18 protein-coding genes are annotated in these 14170 nt (G+C 38.8%); 10 read left to right on the top strand and 8 right to left on the bottom strand.

The features are described from left to right. Positions 1–7: 7 nt before the first annotated feature. Positions 8–853, bottom strand: a complete 846-nt coding sequence (locus ACST15_RS07845) for a hypothetical protein (protein ID WP_459454107.1) — start codon at positions 851–853, stop codon at positions 8–10. 232 nt (positions 854–1085) lie between these two features. Between ACST15_RS07845 and ACST15_RS07840 the strand changes: the two genes are divergently transcribed. Next, positions 1086–1913 (top strand): phytanoyl-CoA dioxygenase family protein, encoded by an 828-nt coding sequence (locus tag ACST15_RS07840; protein WP_459454106.1) that lies wholly within the window; start codon positions 1086–1088, stop codon positions 1911–1913. 33 nt (positions 1914–1946) lie between these two features. On the opposite strand, the gene ruvX is transcribed toward ACST15_RS07840, so the two are convergent. Together ruvX and ACST15_RS07830 are read right to left on the bottom strand one after the other, a co-directional pair. Continuing rightward, positions 1947–2357: a Holliday junction resolvase RuvX gene (ruvX, locus tag ACST15_RS07835; protein WP_459454105.1), complete on the bottom strand. Its 411-nt coding sequence runs from the start codon at positions 2355–2357 to the stop codon at positions 1947–1949. A 24-nt stretch (positions 2358–2381) separates the two neighbouring features. Then, the gene (locus ACST15_RS07830) at positions 2382–2927 is read right to left on the bottom strand and encodes a YcxB family protein (RefSeq protein ID WP_459454104.1); all 546 of its coding nucleotides are present in this window, start codon (positions 2925–2927) and stop codon (positions 2382–2384) included. Between the two features lie 96 nt (positions 2928–3023). Here ACST15_RS07830 and ACST15_RS07825 point away from each other — a divergent pair, with 96 nt between their 5' ends. Next, positions 3024–3527, top strand: coding sequence for a phosphoribosyltransferase family protein (locus ACST15_RS07825; protein WP_459454103.1), 504 nt, complete (start codon positions 3024–3026; stop codon positions 3525–3527). Here ACST15_RS07825 and ACST15_RS07820 read toward each other — a convergent pair. Genes ACST15_RS07820 through ACST15_RS07810 form a run of 3 tightly spaced genes read right to left on the bottom strand, consistent with a single transcriptional unit; the run spans position 3524 to position 5735 of the window. Then, complete coding sequence (locus ACST15_RS07820) at positions 3524–4282, bottom strand: shikimate dehydrogenase family protein (protein WP_459454102.1); 759 nt, start codon at positions 4280–4282, stop codon at positions 3524–3526. The genes ACST15_RS07825 and ACST15_RS07820 overlap by 4 nt on opposite strands. Position 4283: 1 nt before the next feature. After that, positions 4284–4922, bottom strand: a complete 639-nt coding sequence (locus ACST15_RS07815) for a VTT domain-containing protein (RefSeq protein WP_459454101.1) — start codon at positions 4920–4922, stop codon at positions 4284–4286. Between the two features lie 51 nt (positions 4923–4973). Beyond that, positions 4974–5735, bottom strand: a complete 762-nt coding sequence (locus tag ACST15_RS07810) for a phosphosulfolactate synthase (protein WP_459454100.1) — start codon at positions 5733–5735, stop codon at positions 4974–4976. A gap of 155 nt (positions 5736–5890) precedes the next feature. On the opposite strand from ACST15_RS07810, the gene ACST15_RS07805 reads away from it, so the two are divergent. Then, on the top strand, positions 5891–6310 hold the full coding sequence (locus tag ACST15_RS07805; protein WP_459454099.1) for a DUF2147 domain-containing protein: 420 nt from the start codon (positions 5891–5893) through the stop codon (positions 6308–6310). 36 nt (positions 6311–6346) lie between these two features. Next, a complete protein-coding gene (locus ACST15_RS07800; protein ID WP_459454098.1) occupies positions 6347–6796 on the top strand; it encodes a PaaI family thioesterase in 450 nt (149 codons plus the stop codon). On the opposite strand, the gene feoB is transcribed toward ACST15_RS07800, so the two are convergent. Then, the gene (gene feoB, locus ACST15_RS07795; RefSeq protein ID WP_459454097.1) at positions 6797–8923 is read right to left on the bottom strand and encodes a ferrous iron transport protein B; all 2127 of its coding nucleotides are present in this window, start codon (positions 8921–8923) and stop codon (positions 6797–6799) included. Between the two features lie 7 nt (positions 8924–8930). Beyond that, the gene (locus ACST15_RS07790; RefSeq protein ID WP_129026564.1) at positions 8931–9155 is read right to left on the bottom strand and encodes a FeoA family protein; all 225 of its coding nucleotides are present in this window, start codon (positions 9153–9155) and stop codon (positions 8931–8933) included. 191 nt (positions 9156–9346) lie between these two features. Here ACST15_RS07790 and ACST15_RS07785 point away from each other — a divergent pair, with 191 nt between their 5' ends. The 6 genes from ACST15_RS07785 to ACST15_RS07760 are packed head-to-tail and all read left to right on the top strand — an operon-like array spanning position 9347 to position 14166. Next, entirely contained in the window at positions 9347–10012 is a 666-nt protein-coding gene (locus tag ACST15_RS07785) for a heme exporter protein CcmB (protein WP_459454096.1), read from the top strand. Next, the gene (gene ccsA / locus ACST15_RS07780) at positions 10000–10680 is read left to right on the top strand and encodes a cytochrome c biogenesis protein CcsA (RefSeq protein ID WP_459454095.1); all 681 of its coding nucleotides are present in this window, start codon (positions 10000–10002) and stop codon (positions 10678–10680) included. The genes ACST15_RS07785 and ccsA (ACST15_RS07780) overlap by 13 nt, the downstream gene beginning before the upstream one ends. Further along, on the top strand, positions 10677–10886 hold the full coding sequence (locus tag ACST15_RS07775) for a CcmD family protein (protein ID WP_459454094.1): 210 nt from the start codon (positions 10677–10679) through the stop codon (positions 10884–10886). Before ccsA (ACST15_RS07780) ends, ACST15_RS07775 begins: the two co-directional genes overlap by 4 nt. A 4-nt stretch (positions 10887–10890) precedes the next feature. Next, the gene (locus tag ACST15_RS07770; protein ID WP_459454093.1) at positions 10891–11340 is read left to right on the top strand and encodes a cytochrome c maturation protein CcmE domain-containing protein; all 450 of its coding nucleotides are present in this window, start codon (positions 10891–10893) and stop codon (positions 11338–11340) included. Next, positions 11337–13889 carry a cytochrome c biogenesis protein CcsA gene (ccsA, locus tag ACST15_RS07765; RefSeq protein ID WP_459454092.1) on the top strand — a complete coding sequence of 851 codons (2553 nt, stop codon included), beginning with the start codon at positions 11337–11339 and terminating at the stop codon, positions 13887–13889. Before ACST15_RS07770 ends, ccsA (ACST15_RS07765) begins: the two co-directional genes overlap by 4 nt. Positions 13890–13893: 4 nt before the next feature. Then, complete coding sequence (locus ACST15_RS07760) at positions 13894–14166, top strand: hypothetical protein (protein WP_459454091.1); 273 nt, start codon at positions 13894–13896, stop codon at positions 14164–14166. Positions 14167–14170: the final 4 nt, after the last annotated feature.

The following is a 14170-nucleotide window of genomic DNA, read 5'->3' as shown; positions in this document are numbered from 1 at the left end:
TAAAAATTTATTTAGCCTTTCCTATTGAAAAACCGAGGGCCGCATAAAATTCACCAAACCAAATAGTCTGGGAAGCATGATCTACCGAACGCCCTGTCGTATGAACATCCCACAAATTGGTATACCCCCCTTTAAACGTGGTTTCAAAAAATAAAAGCTTGGTTAAATTCAAACGCAAACCTGTTTTGGCAGAGACTCCAGCACCGGCAAGGTTCCAAAAATTATTGGTTCCAACCGTAAATAAACGTACATCAGAACGGGGAATCACAGCCCCAATACCCAAACCTTTGATCCAATCCAATTGCAACTTAGACTTCGCTTTCTTCCAAATAGGCTGGTAATTTTCAATTTCGAGAGCCGCATAATTATAGCCATCGGTATGCTCATATTGTAGAAAATCTTTAGACTGAATAACAAATGGACTATGTTGATATTGGCCGACATAGGCTGGGTTTACCTCTATCTGTGGATTAGACACTTGTGCTTGAATTTGACCAGTAATATGTGATTCCTGATCAGGTGTGACCACATATTTCATATGATCCCAACCCAAACTGATTGACCAATTATCATGAAAAAAATAGCCTCCGTGTAAATTGAACTGAGGAATGGAAAATAAAGATGGGTTAAAGTACGTTTGAAAACCATCAAATTGGGTAGGTGCATCGCTGGCTTTGACAGCCTCCAAGGTAAAGTCATAGCCTGGACCTTGAAAACGGATATCGGAAGTAGGATAAGCCGAGCGATTATATCCCCAAAAGACAAAATAAGTACCTTTTCGATGTAAATAGTCGGTTTGTGATGAGGCAAAAAATGGAATAAAAAAAAGAAAGAATAGGATGTACTTAGGCATGAACGATGGTATAAATTGATAATAAAATGAAAGGCAGTTTACTTGGAGCCAAAAAAGCTTACAAAGCTGCTATTTTTTCCACAAAGTATGCTCATTTTATCATGATTTTCATCAGAAAATTAGGATGGAATAATCAAATTTTAGTAACATTGACGTAACTTGCATGTTCAAATTTATAATTAGAGTACCAATACTAAGCGAGAAACAAAACGCGCAAAATTGGCCATAGAATATGAAAAAATCATCACCAAAGTTTGAATACAAAACGTTTACTTTAGGTAGTGAGATAACTCAGGAGCAGAAAGAATACTTTACCAAATTTGGAGTTATTCAGTTCAAGGGTTTCATTACTGATGAAACAGCGCAGTTATTTATCCAAGAATTAGCTCAAATTGAGAAAAAATGGTTGGATGAAAAGGTGGAGAAAATCAATGGTATTCCATTAAAATTCGGTAAAGATCCACAAGGTAACGACATGATTCAGCGTATGTGTTTTACCAATAAATACAGTCCAGTTTTAGGTGAATTCCTAAAAGATCCTCGCTTTCAGCTATTAACTGAATTTTTGGCTCCTTATGATGGCCGTATCAGCGAAGATGAAAAGGATGGATTAGTATTTAATCATTATGTCAATCAACCCAATTCCAAATTCACTCAAATGGGCTGGCATACCGATAGCCCTAGAGATTTGTTTTTAGGTCAAAAGATTTTACCTATGTTAAATGTAGGTATACATTTAGATAATTGCCCATCTGCCAACGGAGGTTTGCGCGTCATTCCAGGTACACAAAACCAGAGTGTCCTTAAATTATTGTTTGGCAAGAAACAATTCATAGATCACCGCCCGGATCCGCGTGAGGTAGCTTTTGAAATTGAGCGTGGCGACTTAACCATTCATGACGGCCGTTTGTGGCACCGCGTGGAGGTATCTCCTAATTTTGGGGAGAAATCTAGAAGACGTGTGATGTACGTTCCGATCATCACAGGTAAGTTTAAACCGAAATCTGAAAATAGTAAAACCCCATTCTACCATCGCTTTGCGAAAGTAGTTCAGAAATAAAAAAAGCCCTCGAAATTGAGGGCTTTTTTTATTCTATCTTGATTCCATATAAGACTGCAAAATGATCGTCGCTGAAACGCGGTCAACCGTAGCTTTAACCCGACGGTCTTTCTTGGACATCCCTCCAGCAATCATAGCCTTCATGGCCATTTGAGAGGTAAATCTTTCATCGTGCAAATGCAATGGAATAGCAGGAAATTTCTTTTGAATCTGCTTGATGATATTCCTCACAGCTTGCGTAGAATCGGTATCAGTATTATCTAGGTTCTTAGGCATACCTATCACCATTTCATCTACTGCTTCTTTCGCCATATATGCTGACAAAAATGTCAATAACTGGTGAGAAGGTACCGTCTCCAATCCATTAGCAATGATTTGCAAAGGATCCGTGACAGCAATTCCTGTACGCTTTAAGCCATAGTCAATGGCCAATATTCTTCCCATGCTGGATGATTCCTAAGAATCGTTTTATGACAATAAACCTTTGTCGCGCAAAATCTTATCCAATAATTTACGATCGTTATCGCTCGTCAACACATTAAATGGAAGGTGAATAAACTGGTATTTACCCATGGTAAACACATATGCGTCTTTATCCTTATACACACTATTTATCATATCCCACTTAATCATCCCACCTTCTTTATCTGAGATTTTCATGAAAATCTGTCGACTGTCTATTTCATAGCGATACTTATCAAACAATTGTTTGTACTGGGCCAATTGTGTAATTCCTGTAAATTGAATCAACCAAAATAAGATATAACCAATCACACCAACGGCGATGAAAATATAAATCCAATAGTTTTTATACACAGCAGTCAGATTCAATGCCACGTTTCCAATAATCAAGGCCAATGGCAAAAAAGACCATTTCCACTGATTAGAGAAGAGTTGACGCATACACAAGCCGATGTATTTATTCTTTTCAAGAGAAAATTTCTTCGTCTTAATTGCTAAAGGGTTACTGGGTGCTTGCTGAACTCGCTGCTGAGCCCCATACATTTTGGCCATATATCTATTATTTTAATCGCTAAATAAGTCGCAAAGGTACAAAATTTGAATACTTTTTGGTAATTTCAGAGGCTATTTTGAATGAATCCCATTAGCATGAATTCCAAACAAATACTTGACGGTCCTGCTTTACTTCAAAAAATTCGCCGAATTGCCTTTCAGATTTTTGAAAACAATTTTGAAGAAAAAGAAATTATCATCGCTGGGATTGTAGGCGAAGGCTATTCTTTAGCTCAACTACTTTGTCAAAACATCTTGGAAATCTCCTCCATCAAAGCACAGGCTGTTGTTATTCAATTAAATAAGGATGTGCCTTATGAAAGTCCTGTTCAGTTTGATTGCGATAAAAACATTTTTGAAGACAAGGTCATCATCGTCGTGGATGATGTGCTTAATACAGGAAGAACTTTTTCTTATAGTTTAGCGCCCTTTCTCAGTATGCACGTGAAAAAGATCCAAGTAGCCGTGGTGGTAGACCGCAATTACCGTAAGTTTCCCATTTCAGCGGATTACATTGGATACCAAATGTCGACCACTCTTTCTGAGCACGTAGAGGTAGTTTTATCTGACAAAAGCAGATTAGGCGTTTACCTACGTTAGGAATTCCAAATCTCCCAGGCTTTGTCGGCCTGCCCATGTAGCATTTCTAACCCTTCATAAATCCCTCCTACCCCTTGGGCAAGTCCTTTCTCTAAAAAAGCAGTGCGTAATGGATTGTATACGATATCGTATAAAAAATGTTGACCACGTAATAAGCTATAATCCAAAGGAGGAAAAGACTCAATTTTAGGATACATCCCTAAAGGAGTTGTATTCACGATTAAGCCAACCTCATCCATGATATTTGCCAAGCTTTCATAGGAAATCTGACCTTTTTCAGGAGTTCTGGATACTTTACAAATCTCCATACCCAAATCTTCTAAGGCCGCAATAATGGCCTTTGCCGCTCCACCTTGTCCTAATACCACGGCTTTCTTCGACTTAAATTGGGCTAAGGCATCCCAAGACTCAATCGTTTGGCGAAAGCCCCAATAGTCCGTATTAAAGCCCTTTGTCTTACCATCTGGATATATTTTAATGGTATTAACAGCACCAATTTTAGCCGCGGCGGGGTCAATTTCATCCAACAAGGGCATAACTTGCTGTTTGTAAGGAATGGTTACATTTAAACCTTTTAGTATGTCTTTCTTGGCTGATGTAAGAGTCAAAAAATCTTCAATTTGTGGAATCTCAAATTGTTCATAACAATGACTTTCGGATAAACCCAATTTGACAAACTTTTCCGTAAAGTACTTTTTAGAAAAAGAATGACCTAATGGGTACCCAAGCAAACCGTACAAGTGGGAAATGGACATATTACTTTGATGAGAATTTTTGCTTAAGAATACCCAAGATAATTGGCAAAACGGAAACGCCAACTATCCCCAACACCACTTTTTCAAAGTTGGATTTTACCCATTCATTATCGCCTAAAAAATAACCCGCTAAAGTGATGCTTGTCACCCAAAGGCAAGCTCCAAGAAAACCAAATAACAAATAAACGGAATAGGACATCCGGCCAGCACCCGCCACAAAAGGCGCTACAGTACGAACTATAGGCACAAAACGAGCGATAATGACTGTTTTGACTCCATATTTCTCATAAAACTTTTCTGTTTCCTCAAAATGAGACCGTTTCAAAAACAAGATTTTATCCTTGGAGCGAACATAAGCACTAAAATATTTTCCCATGAAATAATTGACCTGATCTCCACTTAAAGCAGCTAAAATCAACATGGGAATAACAATGGCAATAGAAAGCTGACCACTGGCCGCTGCAATTAATCCAACTGAGAATAATAATGAATCACCGGGTAATAAAGGCGTAACGACTAGGCCTGTCTCCATAAATACGATGGCAAACAATAAGGCATAAGTCAATGAACCGTGGGCTGCGATAAACTCCGTCAAGAAATGCAATGGATCTTTTAATAGATCTAAGGCTTGCTGTATCATGTTTGTTTCAATTAGATAACATAAAAAACCCCGAATATTCGGGGCTTAACTTTATTTGGTTAAGAAATGGTCAAAGGTGTCTCCCCGTAGTCCAAGTCGGATGGTTTCTAATGAAACAACCTCATTAGGAGCAATATTTCCTACGTTGACATTGGCACCAACCAGTTTAACAAACCATACTTGTTGTGATTTTTGAGGTGCCTCCCAAATGATACTTTCTTCCGGAATTTCCGTTAATATTTCTTCCACTAAACCTTGACGAACCTCTCCCGATGAACGGAATAGTCCCACATTTCCTCCTTCTCTAGCTTCTCCAATTACCTTCCAAGCACCCGCTTCCAATTCCATGCGCATTAATTTAATCCACTTATAAGGAGGAATAATTTTTGCCTCATCTTTAGAACCCACTTCAGAAAGTACAGTCACCTGCTGAGAAAGTTGACGTATATACTCACACTTAACATCTGAATTCATTTCGACGGAACCGTCTGAAATCTCTGCATATTCCATGCCATATTGATCTAACACACGGCGGTATTCATCTACCTGCCCACGGATGTAAAATGCTTCAAATAAGGTTCCACCGAAATAAACGGGGATACCTGCCGACTTATAAATAGCTAATTTCTCTTTTAAATTAGGGGTAACATAAGAAGTCGCCCAACCTAATTTGACTAAATCCGTATAACTTCCCGCTACTTCTAAAAAATCTTCAACTTGTCGAAGGCTAAGCCCTTTGTCCATGACCATGGTCAAGCCCTTCTGACGCGGCTTATCAAATCTTTCAGGTATTTGCGATAAATTATAGTTCATATAGAAACAAGCATTAGGTTATTTGTTGACTGTTATTTTCCTGCTATCCTACAAAAATAAGCATAACATCTGATTGAGCCAAACCTCTAATAATCCAATTCTCCTGAAAGCTCAAAAGAAGATATCCTTTTGTATATTTGCAAAAAAAATAAGAAATGAAAAAATCGTTTTTGCTTTTGATTTTTAGTAGTCTTTTTATGTCCATGAGTATGGCTGAACCACCAAGTGATGTCATTTTAGGGGATTGGATATCTCAACTAAAAGATGGCAAAATCACGGTGTATAAACAAGGGGATAAATATTACGGAAAGATTTCTTGGAGTAAAACTCCTGGAAAAAAAGATGTAAAAAATCCAAATGAAGCCCTAAGAAATAGGGATTTACTTGGATCTGTCATTTTAAAAGATTTCACATTTACTGGTTCAGCTTGGGAAAACGGAACTATTTATGATCCGCATTCAGGGAAAACCTATGACTGCATTTTAAAAGTTAAAGATAATAATAAGACCCTCGATATTAGGGGATTTGTGGGCGTGGCTATGTTTGGAAGAACTAGCACTTGGACCCGTCCTTAATAAAAATTATATATCACCGCCTATCCAAATATCCATATGAAAGCAAATGATAAAGCCATTGCATTTTTGTCTCAGTACATTGGCAAAAAAATGGCACATGAAAATCCGAATCCCATTACACGTTATTTAGATGGAATTTTAAAATCGGTCTCCGCGGGTTCCATGACGGCTGAATTTGAGGTTAGGGAAGACCAATGCAATCATGCCGGGGTATTACATGGTGGAGTTATATCCATGCTATTGGATGAAATGATGGGGACTACGCTAATCACCTGTGATATAGAACATTTGTATGTCACCATCAACTTGAGCATAGATTTTCTGTATGGAGCTAAAGCCGGAGAAAAAATCACGGTAGTTTCAGAAGTGTTCCGAGTGGGTAAAAAAGTAGCCAATGTGGAAGCCAAAATGTTCAATGCCGAAGGCAAATTATTGGCCAAAGGATCTAGCAATTTAGCTGCCACATCCATTCCATTTAAAATGTAATTAGGATAAAATTTGGTATACCAAAAACGCGGCTAAATAAGCCAAAGTGGTCATGTAACCGAACTGAATTAAGGGGTATTTCCAAGATTTCGTTTCACGGTAGGTAGTAGCTAAGGTACTCATGCATTGCATAGCAAAGGCATAGAATATCAAAAGCGAGAAGCCTAAAGCAGCATCGTACATAGGTTTTCCTGTATCAGGATTAATTTCAGCACGCATCCTATTTTTGATGGTAGCATTCTCGTCATCTACTTCGCCGCCCAGGCTGTATATCGTTGACATTGTACCAACAAAAACTTCACGTGCTGCAAATGAGGTGATCAAGGCAATACCGATTTTCCAATCATATCCCAATGGTTTGATGGCGGGTTCAATCAATTTACCAAAATGGCCTGCGTAAGAATTCTCCAATTTCTCCGAAGCAATCTTATTGCTTAAATCTACTCCGCTCAGGCTTGGGTTGTTCAATCGAACTTGCTCTTCAATTTTGGACATACTATCACCCGGGCCATAACTAGCAAATACCCATAAAACAATGGAAATAGCCACAATGATTTTTCCTGCTTCGAATACAAATGCTCGAACAGAATTATAAATAGAAATAGCTACGTGCTTAAAACGAGGACCTTTGTAAGTCGGCAATTCCATGATGAAATAACTTCTTTCTTTGGCTCTCAAAATTTTCTTCAGCACCCAAGCAGAAAGTAAGGCCATAAAAAAGCCTAATAAATATAAACCAAACAAGGCTACTCCTTGCAGATTAAACACTCCAAAAAGAGTGTTTTTCTCGGGCACAACCAAAGCAATTAAAACCGTATAAATAGGTAGCCTAGCTGAACAAGACATCAAAGGTGTAACCAAAATGGTGATCAAACGATCTTTCCAAGAACCAATGGATCGGGTACTCATGATGGCAGGCACTGCACAGGCTATACCTGATATTAAGGGTACTACCGATTTGCCATTTAATCCAAAACGTCGCATCATTTTGTCCATGATGAACATCACGCGCGACATATATCCGGTTTCTTCCAACATGGAAATGAAGAAGAACAAAAAGGCAATTTGAGGTACAAATATCAATACTCCACCAACTCCAGCAATCAAACCGTCGGTCAATAAACCCGTTAAAGGAGATTCAGGTAATATTCCTTTTAACCAATCATTCAACTGGGCCACCCCTCCATCAATCAAATCCATGGGATAGGTTGCCCATGTAAATACCGCTTGGAACATCACAAATAGAATGGCCAAGAATATCACATATCCCCAGAATGAATGAATAAATGCTTTATCTAGGCGATCGGTCCAAGTCTTAACTGGTTCAGCATCCCATTGGCGATTCAGATTGATCACACAACGCTCCACGACCTCGGAAATCTGCTCATAGCGCTTAACCGTTTCTGCTGATTTGTATTTCTTTGGTTCAAAATGATGTTTCTCCATCAAATGATCAAAAGATTCCCGCTGTGCTTGATCAAACATTTTCATTCGATCATGCTCCATCAACCATAAAAGTGATCGATAAGGATCCGCTTCTCCAAACTGTTTTTGCACATCTTCAATCAGAGCTTCCTCCACAGGTAAGGGCAAGGCATCATTGGAAGCATATCGATGTTTCAAGGTTTTGACAACCGCAAGCTTCAAGCCACCCACACCAATTCCTTTTTTGGCATTGATTTCTGCCACTTCCACATTCAACTCACGAGCGAGCTTCAACGAATTAATCACAAATCCCTGATTTTCAGCTACATCTATCATATTCAAGGCCAAGACTGTCGGGATACCGAGATCTCTTACTTGAGAAAACAACAATAAATTACGCTTTAAATTGGAAGCATCCGCCACCACGATTGCCATATCAGGATAATCTGGATGATTGGGATTAGCTAAAATATTGATGACTAATTCTTCATCAATTGATTTAGGATAAATGCTGTATATGCCTGGTAAGTCCAGAATTTCGATATTTCGGCCTGGTTCTAATTCCCAAACACCGGTTAACTTATCCATGGTTACCCCTGGAAAGTTCCCTGTTTTTTGGTTCAATCCTGTCAACGTGTTGAACAAAGAGGATTTCCCAGCATTTGGATTACCAATAAGCGCTATTCTGGTTACGTTAGCCAATGTAATTTTATTTTCGTTTGATTTGAATGGTAGCCGCTTCTTCTCTTCTCATGGTTAAGGTATAACCAGAAACTTTTAAGGCAATCGGGTCACCAAATGGTGCATGATGCGTTAATATCACTTCGGTACCTGGCAAGCAACCCATTTCTAAAAGCTTTAATGAGAGAATTTCGTCTGTAAACCCTGTAATTTCCCCATGTTCTCCTATCCGTAAATCCGCCAGTGTTAGCATAAACAAACCTCCATTCTTATTTAGAATAATTCAAAATTAGGCACAAATGTACTAAGTATTTCCGAGCTAAAAAATGATAATTCTTAGTTTTAAATAATTTGATTTTAATTCCCCAAAATACTCCTTGGAATATTCATCAAAGCCAACTTTCTGTCGTAAATTGCAGGTCCTTTAAAATATTGACATTGATAATGCTTCAGGAGATCAAGGTTTTGTTTCAAAAAGAGTTACAAATGGAATGGCGTCAAAAATATGCCGTTTACGGTTTGTTGCTTTACTTGGCCTCTACCATTTTCGTTTGTTATTTAGCTTTCAAGGCCAAGCAAGAATCCATTAGTCCGATTACCTGGAATGTCCTTTTTTGGGTTATTTTGCTCTTTATTGCCATCAATGCTATCGGTAAAAGTTTTACACAAGAATCATCACAGCGGGGTCTGTTTTATTATACATTAGTAAAACCGGAATCCGTTATATTTTCCAAAATCCTCTATAATTCCATCCTAATGATGGGCATATCGTTGATAGGAATCTTTATGTACTCTTGGGTAATGGGAAACCCTGTAGGCAACATGTCGCTGTATGTCATTACCCTGTTACTAGGATCTATTGGATTTGCTTCAACCCTTTCCTTGGTTGGTGGGATTGCTGCACAAGCTGAAAATACGTCTACCCTGATGGCGGTATTAAGCTTCCCCATCATCATACCCTTATTGTTATTTTTGTTAAAACTTTCCAAAAGTGCTTTAGATGGGATTTCAATCTCAGAAAACTGGGATGAAATTGCGGTTTTAGCTTCACTTGATGTGATTGTCATCGTTTTATCTGGTATACTTTTCCCTTATATATGGAGACATTAAAAAAACAGTATTGGAAATGGGCCGGCATGCTATTGCTGGTTTACACCATGTACATGGGTTTTGCAGGGCAGGTGCCCCGCCAAGCTATTTTGAATGAAACTGTTCGTAATCTATACTTCCACGTAACCATGTGGTTTAGTATGATTGCCCTCTTAGGCGTGTCCGTGTTTCATTCCATCCAATATTTACGCAAATCTGACCCTTTGGATGATTTAAAGTCGAATGCCTATGTCATTACAGGACTTGTATTTGCCACTTTGGGCTTAATTACGGGCAGCATTTGGGCTAAATTTACATGGGGAGATTGGTGGACGAATGACCCAAAACTAAACTCGGTAGCCATTGGGATGTTAATTTATTTAGCCTATGGTTTGGTTCGTTCTTCTTTACCGGATGAACAACAAAAAGCGAGAATATCATCTGTTTACAATATTTTTGCATTCATCATTTTCATGGTCCTGATTTGGATACTTCCCCGCATGACGGATTCCTTACATCCGGGAAATGGAGGAAATCCTGGTTTTAATTCCATGGATTTGGACAATCGAATGAGGATGGTATTTTATCCGGCCATTATAGGTTGGATGTGCCTAGGTTTTTGGTATGCTCAATTACGAATCAGAATCCGAAAAATTGAAGTTTTATTAGAAGAAAAAGAACAAGCATGAAAAAATATAGTTTAACCTTATTGTTCAGTTTAACCTGTTTTCTTGGTTTAGCTCAAAGCGACATTGAAATGGCGGATAACTTTCGCGCTGATGGCAAAATCTACGTGGTGATTGCCGTAGTTCTCGTTATTCTCTTGGGATTATTCATTTACCTGATAAGTCTCGATAAAAAGATTAGTAAGCTCGAAAAGCAAGTCAATAAATAAAAATATGAAAAAGACACATATCATTGGTCTGATTCTAATTGCAGTGGCTATTGGAATTATTTTGATTACCACAGGAGATGCCAGTACCTATGTGGGTTTTGATGAGGCAGAGCGTATATCACAAAATGACCCCAATCAAAAAGTCCATGTGGTAGGTACCTTAAAAAAAGATTCCCAAGGAAAGATTGTTGGGATGCATTTTGACCCCGCAGTGGATGCTAATCGCTTGGAATTCATTGTTCAAGATAGTTTAGGAAGAGAAAACCAAGTGGTTTATGCTGCTCCCAAGCCTCAGGATTTTGAACGTTCAGAGAAAATCGTTTTGGTGGGAAGTATGAAGTCTGACAAGATTTTTTATTGCGATAAAATTTTATTGAAATGCCCTTCTAAATATCAGGAAGGTAAAATTTCGGCTGATTCAACAGCCACATATGAAGCAAAAAAACAATTATGATACACGAGACAATCGGATCAGTTGGTCACCTATTAGTCATCATATCCTTTGTAACTGCCCTTTTGGCAACTTTCTCCTATTTCAAAGCCACTCAAACGGCTGATGAATTAGCCGCCAAAGATTGGGTAAAATTAGCCAGAGGCATTTTTATCCTTCACCTCCTAGCGGTGATTGGTGTAGCATCTAGCCTATTTGTCATTATTTACAACCATTATTTCGAATACCATTACGCCTTCTCCCATTCATCTAAGGCTTTACCAATGGCATTCATGATTTCATGCTATTGGGAAGGACAAGAGGGCAGTTTCTTGCTTTGGATATTCTGGCAAGCGATTTTGGGCGTGATTTTGATGGTCAAAAACCCCAAATGGGAAGCACCCGTAATGACGGTATTTGCCCTAGTTCAAACCTTTTTGACTTCCATGATTTTGGGCGTCATTCTTCCTTACATTGATCTAAAAATTGGCTCATCGCCCTTTTTATTATTGCGTGAAGCCCAGCCAGATCTTCCGGTTTGGAGCATGCAACCGAATTTCATTCCGAAAGACGGACGTGGATTAAACCCTTTATTGCAGAATTATTGGATGGTGATTCACCCTCCTACCTTGTTCTTGGGCTTTGCTTTAACCTTAGTTCCTTTCGCTTATTTGATAGCTGGTCTATGGAAAAAGCAATTAACAGAATGGATTAAGCCGGCCTTGCCTTGGGCTCTCTTTGGAGCAGGAATCTTGGGTATTGGTATCATGATGGGGGCATATTGGGCCTATGAAACCTTGAACTTCGGAGGGTATTGGAACTGGGACCCGGTAGAAAATGCCTCTTTTGTGCCATGGTTGGTGCTTATTGGTGCTATTCACACCATGATTGCCTACAAGCATTCTAGTGCAGCCTTAAAAACCTCCATCATCTTGGTGATTGCCACCTTTATCTTAGTCTTATATTCTACCTTCCTAAATCGCTCAGGTATTTTAGGAAATGCGTCTGTTCACTCATTTACAGACCTGGGATTATCTGGACAGTTGCTCATCTACATGTTAACTTTCTTGTTTGTTGCTATATTCTTTGCTGTCAAGCGATGGAAAGAATTACCAGTAGACGAAAAAGAGCTAGGAGTTTACTCCCGTGAATTCTGGATTTTTGTAGGGGCTTCCATTTTAGGACTTTCTGCATTCCAATTAATTTTCACCACCTCCATCCCGGTATACAATAAAATTGCGGAAGCTTTTGGCATCGTATCAAATATTGCATTACCAGCTGATCAAGTAGAGCATTACAGTAAAATTCAAATTTGGATCTTCATTGCGATTGCTGCTTTAAGTGCGGTAGGACAATACATCTGGTGGGGAAAATTGAAAGAATCCACCTCATTTAAGCCGCTTACAAACTCGGCTTTGGTAGCTACATTATTTACTGTACTTTTTGTCAACCTAGGCAAGGTCTACACGATTTCCTATATCTTCTTATTGTGGACCAGTTTATTCTCGGTCATCGCTAATTTCAACATACTGATATTCTTAATTCGCCAGCGTTTCAATTTGGTAGGAGGAGCTATGGCTCACGTGGGTCTTGCAGTAATGTTGATTGGTATCTTATTTTCATCTGGATATTCCAAAGTCGTTTCACTGAACCGTTCAGGTTTCGCTATTTCCAATAAAGTGGAGCAGTTTACGAAAGATGACAACAAGGAGAACAAGGAAAATCTTCCACTTTGGTTAGGCCAAGGGGCTCAAATGCAAGATTATTTGGTTACCTACAAAGGCCGCATGATTGAGCTAAGAGGAAAGCCAGGATATTACCCTAGAAAGGATTTTGAAATCATTGAGGGTGATTTCCATGCAGTAGCTCTACGTAATGTAGAAAAAGATGGCCAATTGATTGCCAAAAAAGGGGATACTTTAACCGTAGAACCAGAGAATACCTATTATGAATTAGAATTTAAAAATGCCGAAGGGAAATCTGTTTCATTATTCCCGCGCTGGCAAGTAAATCCTAAAATGGGTACAGCCATTTCTCCCGACGTGAAACACGCCTTGAGCCACGACATCTATACTTACGTTTCGCTTGATCCTAGATTAGCAGCAGAAGCAGGAGAAGAAAAACAATGGAGTCAAACGGTGAACTCCACGGTTAGTATTGGCGATACTTTGTTCCTAAATGATTTTGTAGCTGTATTGCAAGATGTTTCTCGTGTTAATACGGTGGAAGATATGACTTTAGGTCCGAATGATGCCGCTGTGAAAGCACAATTCCTGGTCCTTGGAAAAAACTTCCAGCAATTCTCCCTAGCTCCACTTTTCATCATTAAAGGTGGAATGGTGGCCATGCCGGCATTTGAGAGCGAAGAAACGGGAATTAAAATTAAATTCACGGCCATAAATCCTAAAACCCAACAGTTTAGTTTTGCGGTAAACACGACCCAACAAGATTTGATTATCATCAAAGCCTTAGAAAAACCCTACATTAATTTGGTATGGGTAGGATCTATTTTGATCTTTATGGGATTATTTGTGGCCATGTACCGTAGAATGCAACAACCAAAAGTAGCATAATCACATGACTAGGAAAGAGATTATCATATTGTCAGCTGGCATAGGTTTTTTTATCATTTGGATCATAGACTTAAATGCTCCAACACCTGTTGAAATCAAAGGAAATTTTTGGTTAGAGATTTACTTTCATTATGTTTGGCTTATGTTTGCTCTAGGTTCACTCCTTTACTTTCAATATTCCAAGAATTTGCGCCTCAAGGAAGAAGAAAAAAAAGCGGGAGAGTCCAAACAAGATATCCGTAGCCGAGCTATGAAAAGTAACAAGCGCAAAAACTAATTTA

The sequence above is a fragment of the Aquirufa sp. Wall-65K1 genome (assembly GCF_054558475.1).
This window is presented reverse-complemented; position numbering and strand designations above follow the sequence as displayed.

Bases quoted from the DNA above. Each gene is read 5' to 3' on its own strand.
- ACST15_RS07770 (WP_459454093.1), top strand. From the start codon at position 10,891: ATGAAAAAGACACATATCATTGGTCTGATTCTAATTGCAGTGGCTATT.
- ruvX (WP_459454105.1), bottom strand. From the start codon at position 2,357: ATGGGAAGAATATTGGCCATTGACTATGGCTTAAAGCGTACAGGAATT.
- ACST15_RS07760 (WP_459454091.1), top strand. From the start codon at position 13,894: ATGACTAGGAAAGAGATTATCATATTGTCAGCTGGCATAGGTTTTTTT.
- ACST15_RS07830 (WP_459454104.1), bottom strand. From the start codon at position 2,927: ATGGCCAAAATGTATGGGGCTCAGCAGCGAGTTCAGCAAGCACCCAGT.
- ACST15_RS07810 (WP_459454100.1), bottom strand. From the start codon at position 5,735: ATGAACTATAATTTATCGCAAATACCTGAAAGATTTGATAAGCCGCGT.
- ACST15_RS07790 (WP_129026564.1), bottom strand. From the start codon at position 9,155: ATGCTAACACTGGCGGATTTACGGATAGGAGAACATGGGGAAATTACA.
- ACST15_RS07820 (WP_459454102.1), bottom strand. From the start codon at position 4,282: ATGTCCATTTCCCACTTGTACGGTTTGCTTGGGTACCCATTAGGTCAT.
- ACST15_RS07785 (WP_459454096.1), top strand. From the start codon at position 9,347: ATGCTTCAGGAGATCAAGGTTTTGTTTCAAAAAGAGTTACAAATGGAA.
- ACST15_RS07775 (WP_459454094.1), top strand. From the start codon at position 10,677: ATGAAAAAATATAGTTTAACCTTATTGTTCAGTTTAACCTGTTTTCTT.
- ccsA (WP_459454092.1), top strand. From the start codon at position 11,337: ATGATACACGAGACAATCGGATCAGTTGGTCACCTATTAGTCATCATA.
- ACST15_RS07815 (WP_459454101.1), bottom strand. From the start codon at position 4,922: ATGATACAGCAAGCCTTAGATCTATTAAAAGATCCATTGCATTTCTTG.
- ACST15_RS07840 (WP_459454106.1), top strand. From the start codon at position 1,086: ATGAAAAAATCATCACCAAAGTTTGAATACAAAACGTTTACTTTAGGT.
- ACST15_RS07825 (WP_459454103.1), top strand. From the start codon at position 3,024: ATGAATTCCAAACAAATACTTGACGGTCCTGCTTTACTTCAAAAAATT.
- ACST15_RS07800 (WP_459454098.1), top strand. From the start codon at position 6,347: ATGAAAGCAAATGATAAAGCCATTGCATTTTTGTCTCAGTACATTGGC.
- ccsA (WP_459454095.1), top strand. From the start codon at position 10,000: ATGGAGACATTAAAAAAACAGTATTGGAAATGGGCCGGCATGCTATTG.
- ACST15_RS07805 (WP_459454099.1), top strand. From the start codon at position 5,891: ATGAAAAAATCGTTTTTGCTTTTGATTTTTAGTAGTCTTTTTATGTCC.
- ACST15_RS07845 (WP_459454107.1), bottom strand. From the start codon at position 853: ATGCCTAAGTACATCCTATTCTTTCTTTTTTTTATTCCATTTTTTGCC.